Source organism: Pseudoalteromonas sp. N1230-9 (assembly GCF_032716425.1).
Taxonomy (GTDB): domain Bacteria; phylum Pseudomonadota; class Gammaproteobacteria; order Enterobacterales; family Alteromonadaceae; genus Pseudoalteromonas.
This window is the reverse complement of the sequence record NZ_CP090419.1, coordinates 3,364,437-3,391,096: the sequence shown is the minus strand read 5'-3', so window position 1 is coordinate 3,391,096 and position 26,660 is coordinate 3,364,437. Positions and strand designations below refer to the sequence as shown.

Genomic DNA, 26,660 nt, shown 5'->3' with positions numbered 1-26,660 from the left:
CATATAGTTTTTTACCCATTATAGAAACTTCATGTTGTACACTTCAACTTCAAAAAATATCTGAAGGAAAACACATGAAGCAGTTAGTGTGCGTGTTACTTACATTATCGTTAGTAGCATGTTCATCGGTGACTATAGTGCCTAATAAGGCAGATAAATTAACACGAAATGCCGACTATCAAGATAGTCGACCCTTCTACTTGTGGGGGTTAGTTGGTGAACAGCGTGTTGATGTTAAAGCGGTCTGCCAAGATAAAAAAGTAATGCAAATGCAATCCCAGCAAACATTTACAGATGGTGCACTGGGGTTGGTTACATTGGGTATCTATGCGCCTCACACAGTGAAAGTATGGTGTGAACAATATGGGCAGGAGCAATTATGAAACATGTATGCTTAACTGTAATTCTTGCTGCTGCTTTAAGTGGTTGTACACATATTTATTTTGATAATGGTAGTCCTATCTTAGCAAATAAGGGAGCAGTTACAGAACGTTGGCATCATAATTTTGCTGCTGCGTTGTATGAAGGCTCCAAGCCAGTGGACTTATCAACATACTGCCCAAATTCCGAGTGGCAAAGTGTACATACTTACAAGTCATTCCTTAATGTTGTAGCAGGCGAGGCGGTTAATGAAATTGGTGGGCCTATTTGGTACCCGAAAACAGTGGAAGTGAGCTGTGCTCAGGTACCCTATAAAGCCGATTAATTATTCGTATCGCAAAGCATCAATTGGGTTTAAGCGTGCCGTTTTAATAGCGGGCGCTAAGCCAAACACAATACCAATCAATGAAGTAAAGCCAAATGACAGTATAACTGCCCAACCCGGTATGTAGGCATCTGGCATGCTCGGCACTGAAAACGAAATCAGTGCCGCAGCACCATATCCATTAATATCCTGATTTTTGATTCTTTAGCAATTTTTGTAACAGTATGTTAACAGTTGTGATTAGTAAATCTATGATATGGTTAAAGGATTAATTTGAGTCGTATTTATTAGGAAAAGTAGGTCGTTATGACGAATAACAATAGACGTTGTATTGATGAGTTGGTGTTAGGGTTCTGGCGCTTGTTAGATTGGCAGATAACGCCACAGCAATGCTTAAATTTTTTAGAAAAAGCAATTGATATGGGTGTTTCACATACCGACCACGCTGACATCTATGGTGAATATGGCTGCGAAGCCGAATTTGGTAAAGCGCTCAAGTTGAAACCAAGTATTCGTGATGAAATTAAAATAATTACCAAGTGTGGTATCAAACCCGCATTTGCAAGTTTAGGATTACAAGGTAAGGCTAACCATTATGATTCAAGTGCCGCGCATATAATTGCCTCAGCACAGCAGTCACTTAAAAACTTCAACACTGATCGTTTAGATGTATTACTTATCCATCGCCCTGATTACTTGATGAACGCCGATGAAATGGCAGAAGCATTCAATACCCTCAAATCGAATGGTGATGTGATTGACTTTGGTGTATCTAACTTTACGTCATCTCAACTCAGCTTATTACAATCCCGTTTAGATTTTGAATTGGTTACCAATCAGATTGAGTTTTCGCCTTACGAAATGAAAGCCCTTGATGATGGAACTTTAGATCAATGTCAATTGCTCGATATCAAACCAATGCTTTGGTCACCATTAGCAGGTGGACGTCTGTTCTCAAGTGATGATGAAAAAGCGATACGTTTACGCGCAGTGTTAGAGCAGGTCGGCACTGAAGTTGGTGCAAGTTCTCTTGATCAAGTGGTGTATGCCTGGTTATTGATGCATCCGAGTGCGCCATCTGTAGTGCTAGGTACGGGTAATATTGAACGCGTTAAATCAGCTGTTGCTGCTAAGGCTCTTAAGATAAGCCGTGAGCAGTGGTATCGTATTTGGCAGGGCTCAACAGGCCACAGTGTTCCTTAAGCTTCTAAACTAGAAAAGGGCCTTGCGGCCCTTCGTGTTGCAGCAAGTAACACATTCTTTTTTAAAGTGTAAAATCTACCGCGTAAGCGACATACACTTTCACATCTGTTCCATCAATGTCAGTATCTGAAACGCCTAATGTAAAGCCGTCTTTAGATACCGAAACACCGTAGTCGATGATATTGTCATCACCAATGAAATCACCTGAGTAATGGCCGACATGCAGCGCCAGCTCTGTGCCATTACTTCCGATTGGAAAGCTATAATCGGCATTTAAATACAGTGAATCTCCAAAGTCGGTGCCATCGCCGCTTGCTGCTGATGAAGCTAGTACGGCTGCGCCAAACGTGAAGCTACCCATACTAATGCTACCGTAGATCTCTGAAAAGTCTGCATCGGTAAACGAGGCCGCATCTGGGTATGCATAATAGATGTAGCCTACATCGTAGCTAAAGGTTTCATTGATATCGCCGCCAAAACCAGCGTAGAGATCCAGCTCGTAGGTCATATCTTCTGCCCAGCTAGCATTTGATATCCAAGTACCCGCATAAAAGCCAGATTCACTTGCGTAATCAATACCACCTTGAATTGCGGCATCTCCGCCGCCTTGCTCTTGACCACGCCATAAGTAGTTTGAGGTTGCTGCCGCGTTAGCTGTTATTTCTGCAAAGCTATACGTCGAGCTTAAAGTAAGTAGCGTGAGGGCGCTGGCCGCGACCACTTTTTTTAGTTTTAGCATGTTTTGTATCCTGTTGTTATGTTGATTTTGCCCATTTCAGATTGCAGTCTGGTTATTTGTCGGGGCATTATTTTTATGTGTTGTCTGGATACGATATAGCACTGGTTGTGCCAAGTTAATTTACGGTGGGAATTTTTATGCTTTATTTCTTTTAAAACAGTCTTGTAAGTATTCTTTTGGTTAAAGTTGACTTGTATTTGAATTATTCATGCGCACTTGCATGGTGCAATAAATTTTCTGGTTGCACAATGAAGACGCAACCAGGTTTTTCTTACTTGATAGAGACTTAGCCGAAAATGGCACGCATTAAACTAATGGTTTCTTCAACGCTACGGCCTTTTTCAACTTCACTGATGATTGAGTCGCGCTTAGCTTTGATATGTTCAGGGATATGATCACTTGCTAATGCTCGGTCTACCAGTATTTCAGCCGATTCTTTACCGCGGCGTACAGTCTTCTTACCCGCAGAGCTTGTGCTGCTTTTAGGCTTGTTTAGTAACTTAATATAGTTAGAGCTATCAGCGGTACTTTTATCTGCATAATAAAAGAAGCTGGGCAATAGGGCTTTGATTTCAACTAGAGATTGCTCAAGCTCATTTGCCGCACTAGCCATTTTGAACCAAGGCATACTATGAATGGCTTCGACAACATCTTGCCAGTAGCGCTCGAAATCGCGGTTATTTAGCTTCGTAATGCCAAGGGCTGCACAAAGGGCATCCAGTTTACTATTTACGATTGGTGTAAACACGTCAGGTCGGCGCATCGCAAGCAAGCGAGTAGCAGGAGCAAGCGTTGGCTTTTCATCGCTGCCATTAAACGCCATGAAGTAAGCAACCATAAAATGCTGATAATGTTCTTGAGTTACTTCACCCTCAAGTGGAATGTGTGCAAGAGCCTCATCGAACGCACCAGGTAAATCACTCAACATTTGATGGAAACCTTTGGCGTTTTTAGTAGGAGCAAACCATTCAACGTCAAAGTTATAGCTGCTTGGATCGAGCGAGGCACTGTGCTTACCTGAAAACGCTAAACGGTCTTCTGGGATCATCTCTTTTAGTGATTGCGATTTAATTGCAGCAATGTAATTAGCTAAGCGTAGTTGCTCATCAAGCGCTACAAGCTCTTTATGCTGCTCGATGAAACTTGCGATAACTGGCCATGGCGCAACTCTTAATGTTTTTAACTGCAAAAAGCTGATTGCAGAAATTAATAAGTCATGAAGTTTTTTAAGTGTCGGTAATTGCTTATCTTCCAATAGATCGTAATTAATGCGATCACGGCTTGCACTCAATAGCTCATAGCACCAACCTAAAAAGTCTTCAGGGTGGTTTTCTACTTTAACTGCCATTAGATTTAAGCTGATATCAGAGGCTTGCTTGAGGATGTTTTGATAAATTTGACTTTCTTGCTCGCCAAGCGCCATTTTTGACGGTGAAATAAGCAGTTTCTTCATGCTTAATCGATACTCCAGTTTTGACCAAATTAGGTTGTTTAATTTTAGTACACAGGGTGCAAAAACAACAGGGTCGTGCATCATACCGAAGTAATGAAATGATGCAATCTTACTGATAATTTATAAGTAAGATTGCGACTGACGAGGTTAATTAATTATTGTCATCGAGTGTAAATAATTGCTCAACACTGAGTTCAAAGTGAGCAGCAATTTTTAACGCGATAATCACCGAGGGAATAAAGCGGCCTGTTTCAACTGTGCTAATGGTTTTACGTGATACTGCAATGGCATCAGCAAGCTCTTGCTGCGACAACCCCTTTTCTTTACGGAATTTAGCGATATTATTTTGCACTTTTACACCTAGTCTCTACTTTGCCAAAGAATTGATACGCCATATATTAAACTCATCAAGGCAAGATAAAATGTGGCCATCATGCTATGCGATACATTTAAAGCAAGTTCGTTAGACAATAAAAAAATAGCCCCCATGCTAAAAAGTAATCCAAGCACAACATGTTTATAAGCGATGGTATCAATCGTATTTAAAAATTCATCCTTATATGTAAGGCGATAGCCAAGTTTCCATGTAAATCCACCTCTAATTACAAACATAAAGAAAGATCCTAAAAATGCGCTACCGCCAATAAACAGTAACGGTGCTGATGTTTGCTTGAGCATTGGGTAAACACTAATAATTAATAACGTGACTCCCATGAATATTGAAAACCATGCGTTATGACTCATAAACTTTTCTTCCGTTTTGATATCTTGCTTAGACATAATCGTTTCCTTTTATTTTAAACTCAAATGTAACCTACAGGTATCAATGTAACCCTAGGGTATCATTCGGTCAAGATCTTTTTGTAACCTATAGGTATCAAAATATTTCAGCGTTGATTCATATTCTTGTACCTAAGCTTGTTTACAAACCTTTTTATGGATTGGGCAATGCAATTGCGCCTAACTCCCGCTATGATATGAACATTGTTTGCCCATGTTTAAGGATGATTATGAAAACCTTACTGAAAATTGTTGGTGTCATTTTCGTATTACTGATTGCATTAGTAGTCGCAGCACCATTCCTCATACCTACAGACGCGATATTTAACAAAGTATCGGAGCAAGTAGAACAAACCACAGGTCGTAGTCTGACTATTAATGGTGATAAAAAGTTGTCGGTATTTCCATCATTAACGCTTGAGCTCAACGATGTACATTTTGCTAATATGCAAACAGGTTCACAAAAAGACATGGCGAGCATGCAACAGTTGGCTATCCGTATTCCATGGATGTCTTTATTTGGCGGTGATTTCAAACTAGATAAGTTTGTTATTAATGAACCAACAATATTATTAGAAACCGATAAAAATGGTAAAGCAAACTGGCAGCTATTTGATGCAGTTGCTGAGCAACCACAGACAGAGCAGCAAAAGAGTTCTGGCGCCGTTAACTTACCAGATAACTTTGATATCGAGCTTGGTGAAGTGGCAATTTATGGCGGGACTTTCACCTACCTTGATGGCAAAACTGGGGCAAAGCAACAGATAAGCGATTTAGAGTTAGCCATCTTACTACCCTCTCTTCGTAAGACTCTTGAGTTAAAAGGCGGTATTACCTATATGGGTGAACGTTTTGATTTAGATGTCACCTTAGATACACCGGTAAAAGCGATTGAAGGCGAAACTTTTAATGTCAGCACCGAGGTTGATTCACGTTTAGTGGATGTAAACTTCAAAGGCGCGATCGCCCAAATGGGTAAAGATGTGCAAGGTCAGTTATCAGTAAGTGGTGACTCAGTTAAAGAGATCGCAAGCTGGCAAGGTGTTGAACTTAATGCAAAAGAAAATGCGTTTAATGCCTTTAATGTAAAAGGGTCAATGCACTTAAAAGGTGATAAATTTAAGCTCACTGAGTTACTTGCCACCTTAGATGAGCTACAAATTAAAGGTAAAAGCGACATTAACTTAGGGAGTCGCTTAGCTGTGAATGCCGATATTGATTTAGGTATGCTTGATTTGAACCCTTACCTACCAGAGGGTGTGGCTAAAGAAGAGCAAGCAGAACCAGCCACAGATACGCCTGCACAGCCAATTGTTTGGGATGATACACCAATTGATATGAGTGGCTTAAATGCACTTGATGCAAATATTGTTGTGCGTTCAAGTGGTCTAAAAGCAAATGATATTACACTTGGTGAAAACCAGTTAACGGTGAACCTTAAAAATGCACTAGCAAAAATTAGCTTAGATAAATTTGTTGCTTATGAAGGCAGTGGTAAAGGTGTGATCACAGTCAATGCCAAGCAAACACCCTATAAAATTAGCACTAATTTTGCTTTAGATAAAATTGATGCACAGCCCTTACTGACTGATGCAGCAGGTTTCGATAAGCTTATGGGTAAAGGCTCTTTAAACTGGGATCTAGCGACCACAGGACAAAGTCAAAAAGACTTTGTTAATGCATTAGATGGTCAATTAGCATTTGAGTTTGCAGATGGTGCAATTAAAGGTGCGAATGTGGCAGAGATGGTGCGCAAAGGTAAAGAGCTCATTAAAGGGAACTTAAATGCAGTGTCTGAAGGGTTAGATACTGGCTTCGATAACTCTCAGCAAACAGACTTCTCAGCACTTACAGGTCGCTTTAATTTTACAGATGGGGTAGGGACAAACAATGACTTATCATTACTTAGCCCATTAATTCGCATTACAGGGGCAGGTAAAGTGAACTTGCCAATGACTAATGTCGATTATCGTTTAGTGACAGGAATTGTTGATTCAATTGAAGGCCAGGGCACGACTGATGACAGTACAGGCTTTAAGATCCCATTACGTATAAAAGGTCCTTTCCATGATGTTGGTTTCAAGCTTGACGTTAGTGACGCAGCGAAGGAAGAAGTAAAGGAAAAGGCAAAAGATAAAATTAGAGATAAATTAAAAGGCCTATTCGGTAATTAATAAAACTTTAATATGTAAATCAAAATAGGGCGTATTGGCGCCCTGTTTGTTTTATAATCAATAACAAGTGCTGATATTCCATACAGACCCCCTCAACTTAGCAACACTTAATTATAAAATTAATTAAAAAATAACCTACCACTTCACTGTCATTGCTGATACAATTGCCCGCCCTTAAGAGACAACTCGCGTGTTTTTTGAGTGGAATTTAACCGAAATGTCTTGATTTTAAACAAAATTAAGGCGTGTTGTAATTTCTACACCGGAGGTCATTAACATGATCCAAATGCAAACTCAGCTGGACGTTGCTGATAACAGCGGCGCTCGCAAAGTGCAGTGTATTAAAGTCCTTGGCGGTTCGCACCGTCGCTATGCAGCGGTTGGCGATATCATCAAAGTTTCTGTAAAAGAAGCAATTCCTCGCGGTAAAGTGAAGAAAGGTGATGTTAAAAACGCAGTAGTTGTGCGTACTAAAAAAGGCGTTCGTCGTCCGGACGGTTCATTGATCCGTTTCGATAGCAATGCGGCTGTTATCTTAAATGATAACTTACAGCCAATTGGTACTCGTATCTTCGGCCCTGTGACTCGTGAGCTTCGTACTGAAAAGTTCATGAAAATCGTTTCACTAGCCCCAGAAGTACTATAAGGAGTCTATCATGGCAGCAAAAATCCGTCGTGATGACGAAGTAATCGTACTAGCCGGTAAAGACAAAGGTAAGCGCGGTAAAGTGCTTTCAGTTGTTACTGAGTCTGGTCGAGTATTTGTCGAAGGCATCAACTTAATCAAGAAGCACCAAAAGCCTGTTCCTCAGTTGAACCAAGCTGGCGGTATTGTTGAGAAAGAAGCGTCTATCGACGTATCAAACGTTGCGATCTACAACTCGGAAACGGGTAAAGCAGATCGTGTAGGTTTCAAGATTGAAGATGGTAAGAAATTACGTATCTTTAAATCTACTGGTAAAACTATCTAATAGTTGGAGTAGAATGATGGCGAAACTGCATGAAGTATATAAAGACAAAGTAGTTGCTGAGCTTCAAGAGAAGTTTGGTTTCAGCTCTGTCATGCAAGTCCCTCAGATCGAAAAGATCACATTAAACATGGGTGTGGGCGAAGCTCTAGCTGACAAGAAGATCCTAGATAACGCTGTTGCGGATCTAGAAGCAATCTCTGGTCAGAAACCTCTAATCACTAAAGCACGCAAATCAGTTGCAGGCTTCAAAGTGCGTGAAGGTTACCCAATTGGTTGTAAAGTAACCCTACGTGGCGAGCGTATGTGGGACTTTTTTGAGCGTTTGGTTTCAATCGCTATCCCACGTATCCGTGACTTCCGTGGTGTAAGTGCTAAGTCTTTTGATGGACGTGGTAACTACAGCATGGGCGTACGTGAGCAAATCATCTTCCCAGAAATCGATTATGATAAAGTAGACCGTGTACGCGGTATGGATATCACAATCACTACTTCTGCGAAATCTGATGAGGAAGGCCGTGCGTTGTTAGAAGCGTTTAACTTCCCATTCAAGAAATAAGGGTAGGGTTATGGCAAAGAATTCTATGAAAGCGCGCGAAGCAAAGCGCACTAAATTAGTTGCTCAGTATGCTGAAAAGCGTGCGGCACTAAAAGCTATCATCAGTGATGTAAATACATCTGACGATGATCGTTGGGACGCGGTATTAAAGCTACAGTCTTTACCGCGTGATTCTAGCTCTTCACGTCAACGTAATCGTTGTAACGTTACGGGCCGCCCACATGGTTACCTTCGTAAATTCGGCATGAGCCGTATCAAAGTTCGCGAAGCAGCTATGCGCGGTGAAATTCCTGGCCTTAAAAAGGCTAGCTGGTAATAGAATCACGGGAGTAAGACTATGAGCTTGCAAGATCCTATTGCGGATTTGTTTACACGTATCCGTAACGGTCAGTCAGCGAAGAAAGTATCAGTATCGATGCCAACTTCAAAACTGAAAGTAGCAGTAGCTAAAGTACTAAAAGATGAAGGTTATATCGCAGATTACGCTGTAAACAGCGAAGCGAAGCCTGAGCTTTCTATCGAGTTAAAATACTTCGAAGGCAAAGCTGTTATTGAAAATATCCAGCGTGTTAGCCGCCCTGGTTTACGTATCTATAAGAAACGTGACGAATTACCAAAGGTAATGGGTGGTCTTGGTATCGCTATCGTATCAACTTCTAAAGGCCTAATGACAGACCGCGCAGCACGCAGTGCAGGCGTTGGTGGTGAGATCATTGGCTTTGTAGCTTAATCGGAGGGGAACTATGTCTCGCATAGCAAAGGCACCAATCAATGTTCCTGCCGGTGTAGAAGTTACATTAAAAGGCCAGGACATCACAGTTAAAGGCAAAAACGGTGAATTAACTCGTACAATCAACGACGCTGTTGAAGTACAAGTTAACGATAACGTTATTACAACTTTACCTCGTGAAGGCGTAGCAAATGCATGGGCACAAGCAGGTACTGCTCGCGCTCTAATCAACAACATGGTTGTTGGTACGCATGAAGGTTACGAGAAGAAGCTTCAGTTAGTAGGTGTTGGTTACCGTGCAGCAGCTAAGGGCAAAGTATTAGACTTAACTCTTGGTTTCTCACACCCGGTAAACTTCGAAGTACCAGAAGGTATTACGGTTGAAACACCAAGCCAAACAGAAGTTCTAGTTAAGGGCGTAGACAAGCAGTTAGTTGGTCAAACAGCTGCTAACATCCGTGCATACCGTAAACCTGAGCCTTATAAAGGTAAAGGTGTTCGTTACGCGGACGAGAATGTACGCCGTAAAGAGGCTAAGAAGAAGTAAGGTAAGACGATGGATAAAAAAACAGCTCGTCTACGTCGTGCTAAACGCACTCGTAGAAATTACATTGAACAAGGCACAACGCGTCTTGTTATCCACCGCACGCCACGTCACATTTACGCTCAAGTTGTAAACGCTGAGGGTACTGTACTGGCTGCTGCTTCTACTGTTGAAAAAGCAATTAGCGAAACAGTTAAAGGCACAGGTAACGTTGCAGCTGCTCAAGCAGTTGGTAAAGCGGTTGCTGAACGTGCAGCTGACAAAGGCATCGAAAAGATTGCTTTTGATCGCAGTGGCTTTAAATATCACGGCCGTGTGAAGGCGCTTGCTGATGCAGCGCGTGAAGCCGGTCTGCAATTCTAGGAGTAGACAATGGCTAACGTAGAAGCAAAGCAACAACAGCCTGATTTGGCTGAAAAGCTAATCGCGGTAAACCGTGTGTCTAAAGTGGTTAAAGGTGGTCGTATCTTTAGCTTCACTGCACTAACAGTAGTTGGTGACGGCGCAGGTAAAGTAGGTTTCGGTTATGGTAAAGCACGTGAAGTTCCAGCTGCTATTCAAAAAGCAATGGAAAAAGCACGTCGTAACATGATCAGTGTAGACCTAAACGGTAACACGCTACAGCACCCAATCAAGGGTCGCCACGCGGGTTCTAAAGTATACATGCAGCCTGCTTCTGAAGGTACAGGTATCATCGCCGGTGGTGCGATGCGTGCAGTACTAGAAGTAACTGGTGTACAGAACGTATTGTCAAAAGCATACGGTTCAACTAACCCGATCAACATCGTTCGTGCAACGATTGCAGCTCTAGAGAACATGAACTCTCCAGAGTCAATCGCTGCTAAACGTGGTCTTAGCGTTGACGAAATCACGGGGTAAACCATGGCTAATAAAACTGTAAAAGTAACACAAGTAAAGAGCTCTATCGGTCGTTTACCGAAGCATAAAGCTACATTACGCGGTCTTGGTTTACGTCGTATCAATCACACTGTTGAGTTAGAAGACACAGCATGTGTGCGTGGTATGATTAACCAAGTTTCTTACATGGTAAAGGTTGAGGGTTAATTCGATGCGTTTGAATACACTTTCACCTGCTGCAGGTGCAAAAACTGAAAAGAAACGTCTAGGTCGTGGTATCGGTTCTGGTCTTGGTAAGACTGGTGGTCGTGGTCATAAAGGCCAAAAATCACGTTCTGGCGGTAAAGTTCGCGTTGGTTTCGAAGGCGGTCAAATGCCTATGCAACGTCGTCTACCAAAATTTGGTTTCACTTCACGTAAATCACTAGTATCTACTGAAGTTAACCTTTTTGAAATCGCTAAAGTTGAAGGCGATGTAGTAGACGTAAACGCGTTACAAGCAGCTGGTCTAGTTAAAAAGAACATCCAGTTCGTTAAAGTAGTTAAATCTGGCGAAGTTTCACGCGCAGTAACCGTTAAAGGTCTTAAAGTGACTAAAGGTGCTCGCGAAGCTATCGAAGCTGCCGGAGGCAAGGTAGAAGACTAAGGAAGTACTAATGGCTAAACCAGGTCAAGATATGAAAAGTGCACAAAGTGGGCTTTCGGAATTGAAGCGTCGATTACTATTTGTATTAGGTGCTATCATTATTTACCGTCTAGGTTCATTCGTGCCGATCCCTGGGATTGACGCCGCTGTACTTGCCGATTTCTTCGAGCAACAAAAGGGCACCATTGTTGAAATGTTTAACATGTTCAGCGGTGGTGCGCTTGAGCGCGCTTCAGTGTTAGCACTGGGTATTATGCCGTATATCTCGGCTTCGATTATTACGCAACTATTAACGCATATGTATCCGCCGTTTATAGAGCTTAAGAAAGAAGGTGAGCAAGGGCGTAAGAAAATTAGCCAGTACACACGCTACGGCACGCTTGTGCTTGCTACTATCCAATCAATCGGTATTGCTACCAGCTTACCGGGTATGATGGACGGGTTAGTTGTTAACCCAGGTATTGGTTTCTACTTCACTGCTGTAGTGAGTTTAGTAACTGGTACTATGTTCCTGATGTGGTTGGGCGAACAAATTACAGAGCGCGGTATCGGTAACGGTATCTCTGTTCTTATTTTTGTTGGTATCGTAGCTAACCTGCCGTCTGCTATTGGTTCGACAGCCGAAATGGCGCGCCAAGGTGATCTGAATGTACTTGTACTGTTATTGATTGCTGTAATCGTATTCGCTGTTACTTACCTCGTTGTATTCTTTGAGCGTGGTCAACGTCGTATCGTCGTTAACTATGCAAAGCGTCAACAAGGTCGTCAGGTATTTGCTGCTCAAAGCACGCACTTACCATTAAAAGTAAACATGGCGGGTGTTATTCCACCAATCTTTGCTAGCAGTATAATTCTGTTCCCTGGTACAATTGCAAGCTGGTTCGGCCAGGGTGAAGGTCCGGTCGCTGATGTGCTACAAGCAATCGCTACAACGTTGACTCCGGGTCAACCTTTATATGCGATGGTTTTAGCTGCGGCTATTATCTTCTTCTGCTTTTTCTACACCGCGTTGGTATTTAACCCGCGTGAAACAGCAGATAACCTGAAAAAATCTGGCGCATTTATCCCAGGTATTCGTCCAGGTGAGCAGACATCTAAATACATTGATAAAGTGATGACACGCCTGACATTGGCAGGTGCTTTGTATATAACCTTTATCTGTCTGGTGCCCGAATTCATGACTATGGCATGGCAAACGCCATTCTATTTCGGCGGTACATCAATTTTGATTATCGTTGTTGTAATCATGGACTTTATGGCACAAGTACAGACGCATCTGATGTCACATCAGTATGATTCTGTGCTGAAAAAAGCAAACCTTAAAGGCTACGGTCGATAAGGTCAGTTTACGGAGTTGAGCAATGAAAGTACGTGCTTCCGTTAAGAAAATATGCCGTAACTGTAAAGTTATTAAACGTGCTGGTGTAGTACGCGTAATTTGCAGTGAGCCTAAGCATAAGCAAAGGCAAGGCTAAGTAAACAGTCGTGCAGGCTGAGTTATTCACTCGGCCTGTGTTTTTAATGTGATTTGGTCTTCGTTTGAGTATCCTTGCGGGCTTTTCAAACAGATGATAACCAAATTCAAATATAGGAGATGTGTTAGTGGCCCGTATCGCTGGCATTAACGTCCCTGATCATAAACATGCAGTTATCGGTTTAACTGCTATTTATGGCATAGGTAAGACTCGCTCTAAGGAAATCTTAGCAGCGACTGGTATCGCCGAGACCACAAAAATCGGTGAACTTTCAGACGAAACACTTGACGTATTGCGTGAAGCAGTTGGCAAGTACACTGTAGAAGGTGACCTTCGTCGTGAAGTTACATTAAATATCAAGCGCCTTATGGACCTTGGTTGTTTCCGTGGCCTACGTCACCGTCGTTCGTTACCACTACGTGGTCAACGTACTAAGACTAACGCGCGTACTCGTAAGGGTCCTCGCAAGCCTATCAAGAAATAAGGTGGGGTAGATTATGGCTAAAGCACCAATTCGTCGTAAGAAGGTTAAAAAGCAAGTTGCTGATGGTATGGCTCACGTTCATGCTTCTTTCAACAACACTATTGTAACAATTACCGACCGTCAAGGTAATGCACTATCTTGGGCAACAGCAGGTGGTTCAGGTTTCCGTGGTTCACGTAAATCTACTCCATTCGCGGCTCAGGTTGCTGCAGAGCGTGCAGGTACTGCTGCTCAAGAATACGGTTTAAAAAATCTAGAAGTTTTCATCAAAGGTCCAGGTCCAGGTCGTGAATCTGCTGTACGTGCTTTGAATGCTGCTGGTTACCGTATCACCAACATCACTGACGTGACGCCAATCCCTCATAATGGTTGTCGTCCACCGAAGAAACGTCGCGTTTAACAATAGGTTAGGAGAAATAACATGGCAAGATATTTGGGCCCTAAGCTCAAGCTGAGTCGTCGTGAAGGTACTGACCTGTTCCTTAAGAGCGGCGTAAGAGCTATCGACTCTAAGTGTAAACTTGAGACTGCACCTGGTCAGCACGGCGCTCGTAAAGGTCGCTTATCTGATTACGGTTTACAGCTACGTGAAAAGCAAAAAGTACGTCGTATCTACGGTGTATTAGAAAAGCAATTCCGTAACTACTACAAAGAAGCTGCTCGCCTTAAAGGTAATACAGGTGAAAACTTGTTACAGCTTTTAGAGCAACGTTTAGACAATGTTGTATATCGCATGGGTTTTGCTAGCACGCGCGCTGAAGCACGTCAGTTAGTAAGCCACAAAGCGATTCTAGTTAATGGTCGTGTAGTGAACATTCCTTCATACGTAATTACTCCAGAAGATACTGTTGTAATTCGTGAGAAGTCAAAAACACAAGCACGTATCATCGCTGCTCTAGAGTTGGCTGAGCAACGTGAAAAGCCGACTTGGGTTGAAGTTGACGGTAAGAAAATGGAAGGTAGCTTCAAGCGCCTACCTGAGCGTTCAGATCTGTCTGCGGACATTAACGAACAACTAATCGTCGAACTTTACTCTAAGTAAAGTTAAGAGTTAAGAGAGGATAAAATGCAGGGTTCTGTTACCGAATTCCTAAAACCAAGGTTAGTCGATATCGACGCTATCAACCCAACGCGTTCTAAAGTAGTTTTAGAACCACTAGAGCGTGGCTTTGGTCACACTTTGGGTAATGCCTTACGCCGTATACTGTTATCATCTATGCCTGGGTGTGCAGTAACTGAAGTAGAAATCGACGGTGTATTGCATGAGTACAGCGCGAAAGAGGGCGTACAAGAAGACATCATTGAAATTCTGTTGAACCTTAAAGGTCTAGCAGTAACTTTAGAAGGCAAAGATGAAGTTTTTCTGACCCTGACTAAATCTGGTGTAGGCCCTGTGACTGCGGCTGATATTCAGCACGATGGTGATGTAACTATCGCCAACCCAGATCACGTTATCTGTCACCTTACGACAGATAGCAGCGAGATCAGCATGCGTATTCGTGTTGAGCGCGGTCGCGGTTATGTGCCGGCATCTAGTCGTTTATCCTCTGATGACGATGAGCGTCCAATTGGTCGTCTGCTGCTTGATGCATCATTCAGCCCAGTTGAACGTATTGCGTACTCGGTTGAATCAGCCCGTGTTGAGCAACGTACAGACTTAGACAAGTTAATCATTGATATGGAAACGAACGGCACTTTAGATCCTGAAGAAGCGATCCGCCGTGCGTCTACTATCTTAGCTGAGCAATTAGATGCATTCGTAGATTTACGTGATGTAACTGAGCCAGAAGAGAAAGAAGAGAAGCCAGAATTCGATCCTATTCTACTTCGCCCAGTTGATGATCTTGAACTAACAGTACGTTCAGCAAACTGTTTGAAAGCCGAGCAAATTCAATATATCGGTGATTTAGTTCAGCGCACTGAAGTTGAGCTTCTTAAAACGCCTAACTTAGGTAAGAAGTCTCTAACTGAAATTAAAGACGTGCTAGCTTCACGTGGTCTTTCTCTAGGTATGCGCCTAGAAAATTGGCCGCCTGCAAGCCTAGCTGAATAATCTAAATCACTATATTAGTTTAGTTAGAAGGATAGGGTCATGCGCCATCGTAAGAGTGGTCGTCAATTAAACCGTAACAGCAGCCATCGCAAAGCGATGTTCAGCAACATGGCTGGTTCTTTGGTGAAACATGAAATCATCAAAACAACTTTGCCTAAAGCTAAAGAGTTGCGCCGTGTAATTGAACCTTTAATCACACTGGCTAAGACTGACAGTGTAGCAAACCGCCGTTTAGCGTTTGCTCGCACGCGTGATAATGAAGTAGTTGGTAAATTATTCAGCGAAATCGGTCCACGTAATACAGACCGTCCTGGTGGTTACACTCGTATTCTTAAGTGTGGCTTCCGTGCTGGTGATAATGCACCAATGGCTTATATTGAACTAGTTGGTCGCCCAGCGACAAACGAAGAAGTTCAAGAAGACGCGCAGTCTGCAGAGTAAGTCGTAAAGACACCAAAAAGCCGAGCTTATGCTCGGCTTTTTACTTTCTGAAATTCACTATCGATAAATTAACTCTATCAATTCCCAAACATCACATACAATCTTGAAGCAACTAGCAACTAGCAACTAGCAACTAGCAACTAGCAACTAAGATCACATATAAAGATCACACCGCGTTCTTTAATAGCTACATCTTCTTTTATAGAAGTTAAAAACAGGCATATATATAAAATACAGTGGCTATATAGGCCTAACACGAGTGATTTAGTGCTATTTTTACGCGTTTCGTTCGTATTTTGCGCGAACAGTCATTTTTTTCATAAAAACTTCAAAAAACAGTTGATCTCAATTCGGATCTCCCTATAATGCGCATCCACCGACACGGCGGACTGCTTACAAAAAAGCAAAATGACGAGTTGGTTGAGTCAAGTAAGACTAAGATTTGAAAAAATAAACTTTTCTCAAAATTAAGTGTTGACAAAAATAACGGCTTGCGTAGAATGCACAGCCCTTGAGACACGAAAGTGAATCAAATGTTCTTTAACAATATAAAGCAATCATCTGTGTGGGCACTCGTACAGATTGAGTTCTAACAGCGACGCTTAGTTTACTAAGTGGAGCAAACAAATTTAGAGTCTCAATTTCTTATGAGTGACTATATAGTCAATTTATACAGAATTCATTGAGCACGAAACTTCGGTTTCAAAAAACTTTTAATTGAAGAGTTTGATCATGGCTCAGATTGAACGCTGGCGGCAGGCCTAACACATGCAAGTCGAGCGGAAACGAAGAGGAGCTTGCTCCTTTGGCGTCGAGCGGCGGACGGGTGAGTAATGCTTGGGAATGTGCCTTATGGTGGGGGACAACAGTTGGAAACGACTGCTAATACCGCATAATGTCTTCGGACCAAAGTGGGGGACCTTCGGGCCTCACGCCATAAGATCAGCCCAAGTGGGATTAGCTAGTTGGTAAGGTAATGGCTTACCAAGGCGACGATCCCTAGCTGGTTTGAGAGGATGATCAGCCACACTGGGACTGAGACACGGCCCAGACTCCTACGGGAGGCAGCAGTGGGGAATATTGCACAATGGGCGCAAGCCTGATGCAGCCATGCCGCGTGTGTGAAGAAGGCCTTCGGGTTGTAAAGCACTTTCAGTAAGGAGGAAAGGTTAAGTGTTAATAGCACTTAGCTGTGACGTTACTTACAGAAGAAGCACCGGCTAACTCCGTGCCAGCAGCCGCGGTAATACGGAGGGTGCGAGCGTTAATCGGAATTACTGGGCGTAAAGCGTACGCAGGCGGTTTGTTAAGCGAGATGTGAAAGCCCCGGGCTCAACCTGGGAACTGCATTTCGAACTGGCAAACTAGAGTGTGATAGAGGGTGGTAGAATTTCAGGTGTAGCGGTGAAATGCGTAGAGATCTGAAGGAATACCGATGGCGAAGGCAGCCACCTGGGTCAACACTGACGCTCATGTACGAAAGCGTGGGGAGCAAACAGGATTAGATACCCTGGTAGTCCACGCCGTAAACGATGTCTACTAGAAGCTCGACTCTTCGGAGTTGTTTTTCAAAGCTAACGCATTAAGTAGACCGCCTGGGGAGTACGGCCGCAAGGTTAAAACTCAAATGAATTGACGGGGGCCCGCACAAGCGGTGGAGCATGTGGTTTAATTCGATGCAACGCGAAGAACCTTACCTACACTTGACATACAGCGAACTTACTAGAGATAGTTTGGTGCCTTCGGGAACGCTGATACAGGTGCTGCATGGCTGTCGTCAGCTCGTGTTGTGAGATGTTGGGTTAAGTCCCGCAACGAGCGCAACCCCTATCCTTAGTTGCCAGCGATTCGGTCGGGAACTCTAAGGAGACTGCCGGTGATAAACCGGAGGAAGGTGGGGACGACGTCAAGTCATCATGGCCCTTACGTGTAGGGCTACACACGTGCTACAATGGCGCATACAGAGTGCTGCGAACCTGCGAGGGTAAGCGAATCACTTAAAGTGCGTCGTAGTCCGGATTGGAGTCTGCAACTCGACTCCATGAAGTCGGAATCGCTAGTAATCGCATATCAGAATGATGCGGTGAATACGTTCCCGGGCCTTGTACACACCGCCCGTCACACCATGGGAGTGGGTTGCTCCAGAAGTGGATAGTCTAACCTTCGGGAGGACGTTCACCACGGAGTGATTCATGACTGGGGTGAAGTCGTAACAAGGTAGCCCTAGGGGAACCTGGGGCTGGATCACCTCCTTATACGATTTAGAACTTATTTGTTCGTAGTGTCCACACAGATGATTGTTAGTTAGCTAAACCGCTTGGTTTACCTAATTAATATGCTCTTTAAAAATTTGGAAAGCTGATATTAAAATTCTTATAGATAACATTGTTATTTATAAAGAGTTTTCAAAAGTAAAAAATATGCCATTAATCGACAGATTAATTGGTATCTACTTTAGTATTCTCATCATTATTTGATGAATTAACTTCTGGCGAAGTTAACAGCTGTCACTAACAAAGACCCGTTTGGGTTGTATGGTTAAGTGACTAAGCGTACACGGTGGATGCCTTGGCAGTTGGAGGCGATGAAGGACGTATTAACTTGCGATAAGCCTAGTCAAGCTAGTAAAAAGCGCTTGAGACTAGGATTTCCGAATGGGGAAACCCACCTGCTTGCAGGTATCTTGCACTGAATACATAGGTGTAAGAGGCGAACGCGGAGAACTGAAACATCTAAGTACCCGTAGGAACAGAAATCAACCGAGATTCCGGAAGTAGCGGCGAGCGAAACCGGACCAGCCCTTAAGCTTATTTTGTGTTAGTGAAACATTCTGGAAAGTTTGACGATACAGGGTGATAGTCCCGTACACGAAAATGCAATCTAAGTGAAATCGAGTAGGTCGGAGCACGTGAAACTTTGACTGAATATAGGTGGACCATCATCTAAGGCTAAATACTCCCAACTGACCGATAGTGAACCAGTACCGTGAGGGAAAGGCGAAAAGAACCCCTGTGAGGGGAGTGAAATAGAACCTGAAACCGTGTACGTACAAGCAGTAGGAGCCCTTCGAGGGTGACTGCGTACCTTTTGTATAATGGGTCAGCGACTTATATTTTGTAGCGAGGTTAACCGATTAGGGTAGCCGTAGTGAAAGCGAGCGTTAACTGCGCGTTGAGTTGCAAGGTATAGACCCGAAACCCGGTGATCTAGCCATGGGCAGGTTGAAGGTTGAGTAACATCAACTGGAGGACCGAACCCACTAACGTTGAAAAGTTAGGGGATGACCTGTGGCTAGGAGTGAAAGGCTAATCAAACCGGGAGATAGCTGGTTCTCCCCGAAATCTATTTAGGTAGAGCCTCGGACGAATACTTACGGGGGTAGAGCACTGTTAAGGCTAGGGGGTCATCCCGACTTACCAACCCTTTGCAAACTCCGAATACCGTAAAGTACTATCCGGGAGACACACGGCGGGTGCTAACGTCCGTCGTGAAGAGGGAAACAACCCAGACCGCCAGCTAAGGTCCCAAAGTCATAGTTAAGTGGGAAACGATGTGGAAAGGCCCAGACAGCCAGGAGGTTGGCTTAGAAGCAGCCATCCTTTAAAGAAAGCGTAATAGCTCACTGGTCGAGTCGGTCTGCGCGGAAGATGTAACGGGGCTAAACTATGCACCGAAGCTGCGGATTCAAACTTTGTTTGAGTGGTAGGGGAGCGTTCTGTAAGCCGTTGAAGGTGAACCGGGAGGTTTGCTGGAGGTATCAGAAGTGCGAATGCTGACATGAGTAACGATAATGCGGGTGAAAAACCCGCACGCCGGAAGACCAAGGGTTCCTATCCCATGTTAATCAGGGTAGGGTAAGTCGACCCCTAAGGCGAGGCCGAAAGGCGTAGTCGATGGGAAACGGGTTAATATTCCCGTACTTGGTATAATTGCGATGGGGGGACGGAGCAGGCTAAGCAAGCATGGCGTTGGTTGTCCATGTGAAAGTAAGTAGGTTGAGAGTTTAGGAAAATCCGGACTCTTAAGACTGAGATACGAGACGAGCACCCAAGGGTGTGAAGTTGCTGATGCCATACTTCCAGGAAAAGCCTCTAAGCTTCAGATTATACCGAATCGTACCCCAAACCGACACAGGTGGTCAGGTAGAGAATACTAAGGCGCTTGAGAGAACTCGGGTGAAGGAACTAGGCAAAATTGTACCGTAACTTCGGGAGAAGGTACGCTCCTATCTGTGATGAGATTTACTCTCTAAGCGGACGGGAGCCGCAGTGACCAGGTGGCTGGGACTGTTTATTAAAAACACAGCACTGTGCAAAATCGCAAGATGACGTATACGGTGTGACACCTGCCCGGTGCCGGAAGGTTAATTGATGGGGTTAGTTTTCGGACGAAGCTCTTGATCGAAGCCCCGGTAAACGGCGGCCGTAACTATAACGGTCCTAAGGTAGCGAAATTCCTTGTCGGGTAAGTTCCGACCTGCACGAATGGTGTAACCATGGCCACGCTGTCTCCACCCGAGACTCAGTGAAATTGAAATCGCAGTGAAGATGCTGTGTACCCGCGGCTAGACGGAAAGACCCCGTGAACCTTTACTACAGCTTGGCACTGAACATTGACCCTACATGTGTAGGATAGGTGGGAGGCTTTGAAGCAGAGACGCTAGTCTTTGTGGAGCCGTCCTTGAAATACCACCCTTGTAGTGTTGATGTTCTAACGTTGGTCCCTGATCGGGATTACGGACAGTGCCTGGTGGGTAGTTTGACTGGGGCGGTCTCCTCCCAAAGAGTAACGGAGGAGCACGAAGGTTGGCTAAGTACGGTCGGACATCGTACGGTTAGTGTAATGGTAGAAGCCAGCTTAACTGCGAGACAGACACGTCGAGCAGGTACGAAAGTAGGTCATAGTGATCCGGTGGTTCTGAATGGAAGGGCCATCGCTCAACGGATAAAAGGTACTCCGGGGATAACAGGCTGATACCGCCCAAGAGTTCATATCGACGGCGGTGTTTGGCACCTCGATGTCGGCTCATCACATCCTGGGGCTGAAGTCGGTCCCAAGGGTATGGCTGTTCGCCATTTAAAGTGGTACGCGAGCTGGGTTTAGAACGTCGTGAGACAGTTCGGTCCCTATCTGCCGTGGGCGTTTGAGAATTGAGAGGGGTTGCTCCTAGTACGAGAGGACCGGAGTGAACGAACCGCTGGTGTTCGGGTTGTCATGCCAATGGCACTGCCCGGTAGCTACGTTCGGAACTGATAAGCGCTGAAAGCATCTAAGCGCGAAGCAGGCCTCGAGATGAGTTCTCACTAGACTTTTAAAGTCTCTGAAGGGCCGTTGAAGACTACAACGTTGATAGGCAGGATGTGGAAGTGGTGTGAGCCATTAAGCTAACCTGTACTAATTACCCGTGAGGCTTAACCATACAACGCCAAACGCGTTTTGTGGCAGCGTAACAACGCAAAACAGAAGTTAAATTACTAAAGTAGAATTTACTTACAATCAGCATTCCGAATTTAGTAGTCGCGATTTTATATCGCGTTTACAACACATTTTGCTTGGTGACAATAGCGTTTTGGACCCACCTGACCCCATGCCGAACTCAGTAGTGAAACGAAACAGCGCCGATGATAGTGTGGCATTTGCCATGTGAAAGTAGGACAACGCCAGGCTCCTAATTAAAGAAACCCGTTGCAGCAATGCAGCGGGTTTTTTGCGTGTGTCGTCGCGCTTTTACATGGCGCTTTATCCGTAAATAGACAGCCCATGACGCGGGATAAACCCTGTCTTTTATACACAAATTCCTAGCTCTGCTGGGGATTTTTTGAACTCTTTTCATTATCCATGATCAGATCTTCCAACATAGTTGGAGGTTTATATGCTTATCAATTCTCTCGATTGGGCTTACGATACATTTTATCAAGCAAAATTAGGCGATAAACGCCGTGTGAATAGGTTGATTAAATTAGCTCATTCACTCGCAAATAAATTAGGGAAATCAATTGTGAAAGCATCGAGTTCTTCAGCAGAAATAGAAGCTGCTTACCGATTTGTTAGAAACGCCTCCTTTGATGCAGATGCCATTGCTGAATCGGGCTTCAAAGCAACGGCGGATAAAGTTGAGCATTACGATACATTGCTCGCCTTAGAAGATACCACCTCCTTGCAGTTTCCCCACGCAAGTGTACATGAAGAGTTGGGCCATATTACATCCTATAAAAACGCTCGCGGTGTACAAGCTCACAGCATATTACTTTTTGCGCCTGATGAGCAGCATGTACTAGGTTTAGTTGAGCAATCACGCTGGGCGCGTGATATCAGGAAAATGGGGCAGCGTAACAATGCAGTTAAGCGGCAATACGAAGAAAAAGAAAGTTATAAGTGGGAGCGAGCTTCAAAAAATATGGCCGAACGATTAGGCCCTGAGATATCAAAAGTGATATCCGTATGTGATCGAGAATCGGACGTGATTGAATACCTTAAATATAAATATGAAAACAACCAACGCTTTGTTGTCCGTTCGATGCAAAGTCGTCATATAGAAGAAGCGGATAACAAGCTCTATGCCTATGGTAGCCAGTTACAAAGTGCAGGGACACGGGAAGTTTATATTCCTCAAAAAGGAGGTCGTAAAGCACGTACTGCACTATGTGATGTTCGCTTTGCATCCGTTACTATAAAAATGCCCTACAGTAAGCCAGGTCAATCAACGCCTTTATTTTATGTTAGCTGTGTTGAAAGAGGTAATGATGCCGGACTTTGCTGGCACTTGCTTACAACAGAGTCTGTTTCTTCGGCTGAGCACGCTGAACTTATCATCACCTATTATGAAAAACGCTGGTTGGTCGAAGAGTTCCATAAAGCATGGAAAACGGGTGGTACTCAGGTAGAGAAGCTAAGAATGCACAGCAAAGATAATTTAGATAAGATGATAGTTATTCTCGCGTTTATTGCAGTTCGCATACATCAATTACGTTACCTTGGGCTTAATAAATCACTTGCAGAAAAGCAAAGCTGTGAACTATTAATGACAACAGTTGAGTGGAAGTTATTGTGGAAAAAGCGAGAGAAGAAAAGCCTACCAAAGCAAGTACCATCCTTAAGGTGGGCTTACTTGAATATAGGGAAATTAGGGGGATGGCACGATAGTAAAAGGAATGAGCGTGTAGGCTGGGAAGCGCTATGGGAAGGATGGTTTAAACTTCAAACCATCCTTGAAGGCTATGAATTAGCAATGTCTCTTGATGAAAAGTTGTGATCAAGAGACAGGGATAAACCCGCTGCTACGCGATAAAGCCGCCCCAACACATTTGTCGTTGCGATTTTACATCGCGCTCTATCCGCGAATAGAGAGCCAATGACGTGGGGTAAGCTCGCGGCTACGCGATAAGCCATCCAATATAATGAGAGTGTGGCAGATGCCATAAAAAGCGAGGTATCCACTGCGTAGCCCAGTATAGCTCCAAATAAACATAGAAATTCAGCAGCTTTTTTGTGTGTGTCGTCGCGATTTTACATCGCGTGATGAGACTCATGGGCGTAGTTCTTATTGAGGACGGGTTACACCCGCTGCTGTTCGGGACTAAAATGCAGAGGTTATTAATAAAATGGTTGCGTTAATACTAAAGTAAAATCACTGCTGTATGCCAACATTATTACTGTAAAAACAAAAACGCCAGCATATAGCTGGCGTTTTTATTCAGGAAGTAAGCTCGTTATTAAGCTTTAGGTCCTGCAGATTTGATTGCTTCTGAAACATCGTACTTAGCGAAGTTTTCAGTGAAGTCAGAAGCTAGTTTGTTTGCGTACTCTGCGTACTTCTCTTTATCTTCCCATGTGTTGATTGGGTTTAGAAGTTGGCTATCTACGCCAGGAACTGCAACTGGTACATCTAGGTTAAGTACGTCGATGTGTTGAGTTTCAACATCTGCTAGTTTACCTGATACGATTGCATCAACTACAGCACGTGTAGTCGGAATATCGAAACGCTTACCTGTGCCGTAAGGGCCACCAGTCCAACCTGTGTTAACTAGGTATACTTTAGCGCCGAATTCACGTACACGCTTCATTAGAAGCTCTGCATAAACGCCTGCTGGGCGTGGGAAGAATGGTGCACCGAAACAGGTTGAGAAAGTTGATTCAATATCACTTGTTGAGCCGATTTCAGTTGAACCTACTTTTGCAGTGTAACCGCTTAGGAAATGGTAAGCTGCAGCTTCTTCAGTAAGTACTGAAACTGGTGGTAATACGCCGCTTACATCACATGTTAAGAATACAACGGCTTTTGGTTCGCCTGCACGGTTTTCTACTTTACGTTTTTCAACGTGCTCTAGAGGGTAAGCTGCGCGACTATTTTGTGTAAGGCTAGTATCATGGAAATCTGGCACACGGTTATCGTCAAGTACAACGTTTTCTAAGATTGTACCAAAGCGAATTGCATTCCAAATAACAGGCTCATTCTTTTGAGATAGATCGATACATTTAGCGTAACAACCACCTTCGATATTAAATACGCTACCTGGTGCCCAGCCGTGCTCGTCATCACCGATTAGGAAACGAGTAGGATCTGCAGATAATGTTGTTTTACCTGTACCAGAAAGACCGAAGAATAGCGCAGTGTCGCCAGCTTCACCTACGTTTGCAGAGCAGTGCATTGGTAATACACCTTTTGCAGGAAGTAGGAAGTTCTGTACAGAGAACATTGATTTTTTCATTTCACCGGCATAACGCATACCTGCCAGTAGCACTTTACGTTGTGCAAAGTTGATAATTACTGTGCCATCGCTATTTGTGCCATCACGTTCTGGATCACAAACAAAAGAAGGGACATTCATTACCTGCCACTGAGGTAAATCAGATGCATTATAAGTATCAGGTTCGATAAACATGTTTTTGGCAAAGATGTGATGCCATGCAGTTTCTGTTGTTACAACAACAGGTAAATAGTGCTCAGGGTCTGCGCCAACTTCTAGGTGAGAGATGAAGTGGTCATTACTTTGCACATGTGCTTCTACGCGAGCCCATAAGGCGTCGAATTTGTCAGCATCGAAAGGACGGTTTACGTTACCCCATTGGATTTCGTTTTCAGTACTTGGTTCTTGAACAATGAAACGGTCTTTTGGTGAACGGCCAGTACGACGACCAGTATTTGCAACAAAAGCACCATTAGCGGCTAAAGTCCCTTCGCCACGACGGATTGCGTGTTCGACAAGTTCAGCTGCAGTTAGATCGACAAAACGAGTAGCGTTTGCAGTCATGTTTATACCTAAATTGTGTGAGATTGAACGGGATAGCTCTGGGGTTCTTATTTCCCTTAAGCTGAAATAATAGTAACAGAAGGATTAGGGATATTCGATAGTCTGAAGGCCTTAAAAACACATATATTTGGCAAAAAACATGAATAATTTCAATGATACCGGTGTCATGAAAGAGTGGTTTTTTATGATACCGGTGTCATAAAATTATACAAAAAAGCCGTAATAAATACGGCTTTTAATATAATATTATTATTAAGAGCTGCTTTAGTTGAAAATAGCTTTAATATCTTGCTCGTTAAAGATGTAATCCTTTAGGCAGTAATGGCAGCTAATTTTAACTTCACCATTTGCTTTTACGTCTTCAAGTAACGCATCTTGGCCAAGGTTAACTAACGCAGTAATTGTTTTTTCACGGCTGCATCCACAACGAAAAGTAATTTTTTGTGGTTCAAACAACTGTGGGTTATCTTCATGATATAGGCGAGTAAGCACTGTATTAGCATCTAGGTGAAGTAATTCTTCATCCTTAATTGTGTTGCTCAGCGCTTCTAGATGCGTGAAGTCTTCTACAGATTTCTCTTTATTAACCGGTAATACTTGTAAGAAAAGGCCTGCCGCTTTGGCAGAGTCAGTCGTCACTTCTGTTGCGAACCATAAGCGTGTTTTCAATTGCTCTGATTGTTCAAAGTAACTTTCAAGGCATTTATCTAGGCTATCGTGCTCTAAAGGCACAATACCTTGGTAACGCTCGCCCTTTGTTGGGGTAATCGTAATGACCATATAACCATTTCCGATTAAATCTTTAATTGTGTTCCCTTGCACCTCACCTTGTAGGCGCGCAATGCCACGCATATTTTGCTTATCATCGCCATTAATAACAGCATATTTTACTGGACCGTCTCCTTGTAATTGGACGGCTATCTCACCTTCAAATTTTAGGGTTGCTGTGAGTAAACAAGTTGCTACAAGTAACTCACCAAGTAGAGCTTGCACAGGGGCAGGATAATTGTGGTTAGCGATCATCTCTTGATAGGTTTGGTCTATTTGTACGAGTTCACCACGTACATCGAGTTGATCAAATATATAACGATGAAGTAAATCTTGTTGCATGGAGCATTACCTAACTTGATTTCATTTTTAACAGTTCACGTCTTTGCTTTTTATCTGGCTTACGATCAGGGTGTGGAGCAAAGAAGCTGTTGTTCTTACGGGCGATAGCATTTGCTTCGCGTTTCTCAATACTTGCTTGAGTTTCTTGGTATAAGGTTTGTGCAATGGGGGCTCCTTGGCGTTTATCAAGGATTTTTTCAATCGTGACTATCTTTTCGTCGACCCCTTGTAGTAGTTTTACTACTGCACCCACTTCGACTATTTTACTTGGTTTAGTACGTTGTCCATTATAATGCACTTTACCGCCTTGTACCATGTCTCGTGCTATTGAGCGGGTTTTATAAAAGCGTGCAGCCCATAACCATTTATCTAGGCGTACGCTTAACTCGTCTTGTTTGTCTTGCGACTGTTTAGTGTTAACTTTTGACACAATTACGCTCTTCTAAAGCTACTCAATATATAGGCAAAATTTATCATGAAACTTAA

At 43.5% G+C, this 26,660-nt stretch carries 30 protein-coding genes and 3 rRNA genes; 25 read left to right on the top strand and 8 right to left on the bottom strand.

The window, feature by feature from the left end; all coding sequences use genetic code 11:
• Window positions 1-74 precede the first annotated feature (74 nt).
• A complete protein-coding gene (locus LY624_RS15895; RefSeq protein WP_130149119.1) occupies window positions 75-383 on the top strand; it encodes a Bor family protein in 309 nt (102 codons plus the stop codon).
• On the top strand, window positions 380-706 hold the full coding sequence (locus LY624_RS15890; protein ID WP_130149118.1) for a Bor/Iss family lipoprotein: 327 nt from the start codon (window positions 380-382) through the stop codon (window positions 704-706). The genes LY624_RS15895 and LY624_RS15890 overlap by 4 nt, the downstream gene beginning before the upstream one ends.
• Here the strand turns inward: LY624_RS15890 and LY624_RS15885 are convergent, their stop codons facing one another.
• Window positions 707-844 (bottom strand): ABC transporter permease, encoded by a 138-nt coding sequence (locus LY624_RS15885; protein WP_445936715.1) that lies wholly within the window; start codon window positions 842-844, stop codon window positions 707-709.
• A 168-nt stretch (window positions 845-1,012) separates the two neighbouring features.
• Here LY624_RS15885 and LY624_RS15880 point away from each other — a divergent pair, with 168 nt between their 5' ends.
• On the top strand, window positions 1,013-1,909 hold the full coding sequence (locus tag LY624_RS15880) for an aldo/keto reductase (RefSeq protein WP_130149117.1): 897 nt from the start codon (window positions 1,013-1,015) through the stop codon (window positions 1,907-1,909).
• Window positions 1,910-1,970: 61 nt separating this feature from the next.
• Here the strand turns inward: LY624_RS15880 and LY624_RS15875 are convergent, their stop codons facing one another.
• From LY624_RS15875 to LY624_RS15860, 4 genes are all read right to left on the bottom strand, one after another.
• Window positions 1,971-2,648, bottom strand: coding sequence for a TorF family putative porin (locus tag LY624_RS15875; RefSeq protein WP_341803441.1), 678 nt, complete (start codon window positions 2,646-2,648; stop codon window positions 1,971-1,973).
• 286 nt (window positions 2,649-2,934) lie between these two features.
• Window positions 2,935-4,101 carry a hypothetical protein gene (locus LY624_RS15870; RefSeq protein WP_341803440.1) on the bottom strand — a complete coding sequence of 389 codons (1,167 nt, stop codon included), beginning with the start codon at window positions 4,099-4,101 and terminating at the stop codon, window positions 2,935-2,937.
• Window positions 4,102-4,252: 151 nt separating this feature from the next.
• Window positions 4,253-4,453, bottom strand: a complete 201-nt coding sequence (locus LY624_RS15865; protein WP_341803439.1) for a helix-turn-helix transcriptional regulator — start codon at window positions 4,451-4,453, stop codon at window positions 4,253-4,255.
• Window positions 4,454-4,461: 8 nt separating this feature from the next.
• Window positions 4,462-4,881 carry a hypothetical protein gene (locus LY624_RS15860; RefSeq protein ID WP_237120290.1) on the bottom strand — a complete coding sequence of 140 codons (420 nt, stop codon included), beginning with the start codon at window positions 4,879-4,881 and terminating at the stop codon, window positions 4,462-4,464.
• A 230-nt stretch (window positions 4,882-5,111) separates the two neighbouring features.
• Between LY624_RS15860 and LY624_RS15855 the strand changes: the two genes are divergently transcribed.
• The 22 genes from LY624_RS15855 to LY624_RS15750 all read left to right on the top strand — a co-directional run bounded on the left by LY624_RS15855 (window position 5,112) and on the right by LY624_RS15750 (window position 23,065).
• Complete coding sequence (locus LY624_RS15855) at window positions 5,112-7,055, top strand: AsmA family protein (protein ID WP_341803438.1); 1,944 nt, start codon at window positions 5,112-5,114, stop codon at window positions 7,053-7,055.
• Window positions 7,056-7,332: 277 nt separating this feature from the next.
• Window positions 7,333-7,701 (top strand): 50S ribosomal protein L14, encoded by a 369-nt coding sequence (gene rplN / locus LY624_RS15850; RefSeq protein WP_010378257.1) that lies wholly within the window; start codon window positions 7,333-7,335, stop codon window positions 7,699-7,701.
• Window positions 7,702-7,711: 10 nt separating this feature from the next.
• A complete protein-coding gene (gene rplX, locus LY624_RS15845) occupies window positions 7,712-8,026 on the top strand; it encodes a 50S ribosomal protein L24 (RefSeq protein ID WP_036974032.1) in 315 nt (104 codons plus the stop codon).
• 16 nt (window positions 8,027-8,042) lie between these two features.
• The gene (gene rplE / locus LY624_RS15840) at window positions 8,043-8,582 is read left to right on the top strand and encodes a 50S ribosomal protein L5 (protein WP_010392500.1); all 540 of its coding nucleotides are present in this window, start codon (window positions 8,043-8,045) and stop codon (window positions 8,580-8,582) included.
• Between the two features lie 10 nt (window positions 8,583-8,592).
• Entirely contained in the window at window positions 8,593-8,898 is a 306-nt protein-coding gene (gene rpsN, locus LY624_RS15835) for a 30S ribosomal protein S14 (RefSeq protein ID WP_062568280.1), read from the top strand.
• Window positions 8,899-8,919: 21 nt separating this feature from the next.
• Complete coding sequence (rpsH, locus tag LY624_RS15830; RefSeq protein ID WP_062568279.1) at window positions 8,920-9,312, top strand: 30S ribosomal protein S8; 393 nt, start codon at window positions 8,920-8,922, stop codon at window positions 9,310-9,312.
• Between the two features lie 13 nt (window positions 9,313-9,325).
• Window positions 9,326-9,859, top strand: a complete 534-nt coding sequence (rplF, locus tag LY624_RS15825) for a 50S ribosomal protein L6 (protein WP_062568278.1) — start codon at window positions 9,326-9,328, stop codon at window positions 9,857-9,859.
• Between the two features lie 9 nt (window positions 9,860-9,868).
• Window positions 9,869-10,219, top strand: a complete 351-nt coding sequence (rplR, locus tag LY624_RS15820; RefSeq protein ID WP_062568277.1) for a 50S ribosomal protein L18 — start codon at window positions 9,869-9,871, stop codon at window positions 10,217-10,219.
• 9 nt (window positions 10,220-10,228) lie between these two features.
• Window positions 10,229-10,735 carry a 30S ribosomal protein S5 gene (gene rpsE / locus LY624_RS15815; protein WP_036974018.1) on the top strand — a complete coding sequence of 169 codons (507 nt, stop codon included), beginning with the start codon at window positions 10,229-10,231 and terminating at the stop codon, window positions 10,733-10,735.
• Window positions 10,736-10,738: 3 nt separating this feature from the next.
• Window positions 10,739-10,921 carry a 50S ribosomal protein L30 gene (gene rpmD, locus LY624_RS15810; protein WP_016710201.1) on the top strand — a complete coding sequence of 61 codons (183 nt, stop codon included), beginning with the start codon at window positions 10,739-10,741 and terminating at the stop codon, window positions 10,919-10,921.
• A 4-nt stretch (window positions 10,922-10,925) separates the two neighbouring features.
• Complete coding sequence (gene rplO, locus LY624_RS15805) at window positions 10,926-11,360, top strand: 50S ribosomal protein L15 (protein WP_036974015.1); 435 nt, start codon at window positions 10,926-10,928, stop codon at window positions 11,358-11,360.
• A 10-nt stretch (window positions 11,361-11,370) separates the two neighbouring features.
• Window positions 11,371-12,699 carry a preprotein translocase subunit SecY gene (gene secY, locus LY624_RS15800; RefSeq protein ID WP_036974013.1) on the top strand — a complete coding sequence of 443 codons (1,329 nt, stop codon included), beginning with the start codon at window positions 11,371-11,373 and terminating at the stop codon, window positions 12,697-12,699.
• 22 nt (window positions 12,700-12,721) lie between these two features.
• Window positions 12,722-12,835 carry a 50S ribosomal protein L36 gene (gene rpmJ, locus LY624_RS15795; protein WP_002959476.1) on the top strand — a complete coding sequence of 38 codons (114 nt, stop codon included), beginning with the start codon at window positions 12,722-12,724 and terminating at the stop codon, window positions 12,833-12,835.
• Window positions 12,836-12,962: 127 nt separating this feature from the next.
• The gene (gene rpsM / locus LY624_RS15790; protein WP_054562818.1) at window positions 12,963-13,319 is read left to right on the top strand and encodes a 30S ribosomal protein S13; all 357 of its coding nucleotides are present in this window, start codon (window positions 12,963-12,965) and stop codon (window positions 13,317-13,319) included.
• Between the two features lie 13 nt (window positions 13,320-13,332).
• Window positions 13,333-13,719, top strand: coding sequence for a 30S ribosomal protein S11 (gene rpsK, locus LY624_RS15785; RefSeq protein WP_036974009.1), 387 nt, complete (start codon window positions 13,333-13,335; stop codon window positions 13,717-13,719).
• Window positions 13,720-13,740: 21 nt separating this feature from the next.
• Complete coding sequence (gene rpsD / locus LY624_RS15780) at window positions 13,741-14,361, top strand: 30S ribosomal protein S4 (protein ID WP_036974007.1); 621 nt, start codon at window positions 13,741-13,743, stop codon at window positions 14,359-14,361.
• A gap of 24 nt (window positions 14,362-14,385) precedes the next feature.
• Entirely contained in the window at window positions 14,386-15,372 is a 987-nt protein-coding gene (locus LY624_RS15775; RefSeq protein ID WP_004589198.1) for a DNA-directed RNA polymerase subunit alpha, read from the top strand.
• Window positions 15,373-15,411: 39 nt separating this feature from the next.
• Entirely contained in the window at window positions 15,412-15,813 is a 402-nt protein-coding gene (gene rplQ / locus LY624_RS15770) for a 50S ribosomal protein L17 (protein ID WP_004589197.1), read from the top strand.
• A gap of 714 nt (window positions 15,814-16,527) precedes the next feature.
• Window positions 16,528-18,068 (top strand): 16S ribosomal RNA (locus tag LY624_RS15765).
• Window positions 18,069-18,349: 281 nt separating this feature from the next.
• Window positions 18,350-21,232 (top strand): 23S ribosomal RNA (locus LY624_RS15760).
• Between the two features lie 132 nt (window positions 21,233-21,364).
• A 5S ribosomal RNA gene (gene rrf / locus LY624_RS15755) occupies window positions 21,365-21,479 on the top strand.
• Together the 16S, 23S and 5S rRNA genes form the textbook arrangement of a ribosomal RNA operon.
• A gap of 206 nt (window positions 21,480-21,685) precedes the next feature.
• Window positions 21,686-23,065, top strand: coding sequence for an IS4 family transposase (locus LY624_RS15750; protein WP_341803437.1), 1,380 nt, complete (start codon window positions 21,686-21,688; stop codon window positions 23,063-23,065).
• Window positions 23,066-23,525: 460 nt separating this feature from the next.
• Here the strand turns inward: LY624_RS15750 and LY624_RS15745 are convergent, their stop codons facing one another.
• The 3 genes from LY624_RS15745 to hslR all read right to left on the bottom strand — a co-directional run bounded on the left by LY624_RS15745 (window position 23,526) and on the right by hslR (window position 26,607).
• Window positions 23,526-25,064 carry a phosphoenolpyruvate carboxykinase gene (locus LY624_RS15745; RefSeq protein WP_193987926.1) on the bottom strand — a complete coding sequence of 513 codons (1,539 nt, stop codon included), beginning with the start codon at window positions 25,062-25,064 and terminating at the stop codon, window positions 23,526-23,528.
• A gap of 264 nt (window positions 25,065-25,328) precedes the next feature.
• The gene (hslO, locus tag LY624_RS15740) at window positions 25,329-26,174 is read right to left on the bottom strand and encodes an Hsp33 family molecular chaperone HslO (protein ID WP_130149079.1); all 846 of its coding nucleotides are present in this window, start codon (window positions 26,172-26,174) and stop codon (window positions 25,329-25,331) included.
• 10 nt (window positions 26,175-26,184) lie between these two features.
• Window positions 26,185-26,607 (bottom strand): ribosome-associated heat shock protein Hsp15, encoded by a 423-nt coding sequence (hslR, locus tag LY624_RS15735; protein WP_371353126.1) that lies wholly within the window; start codon window positions 26,605-26,607, stop codon window positions 26,185-26,187.
• Between the last annotated feature and the right edge of the window lie 53 nt (window positions 26,608-26,660).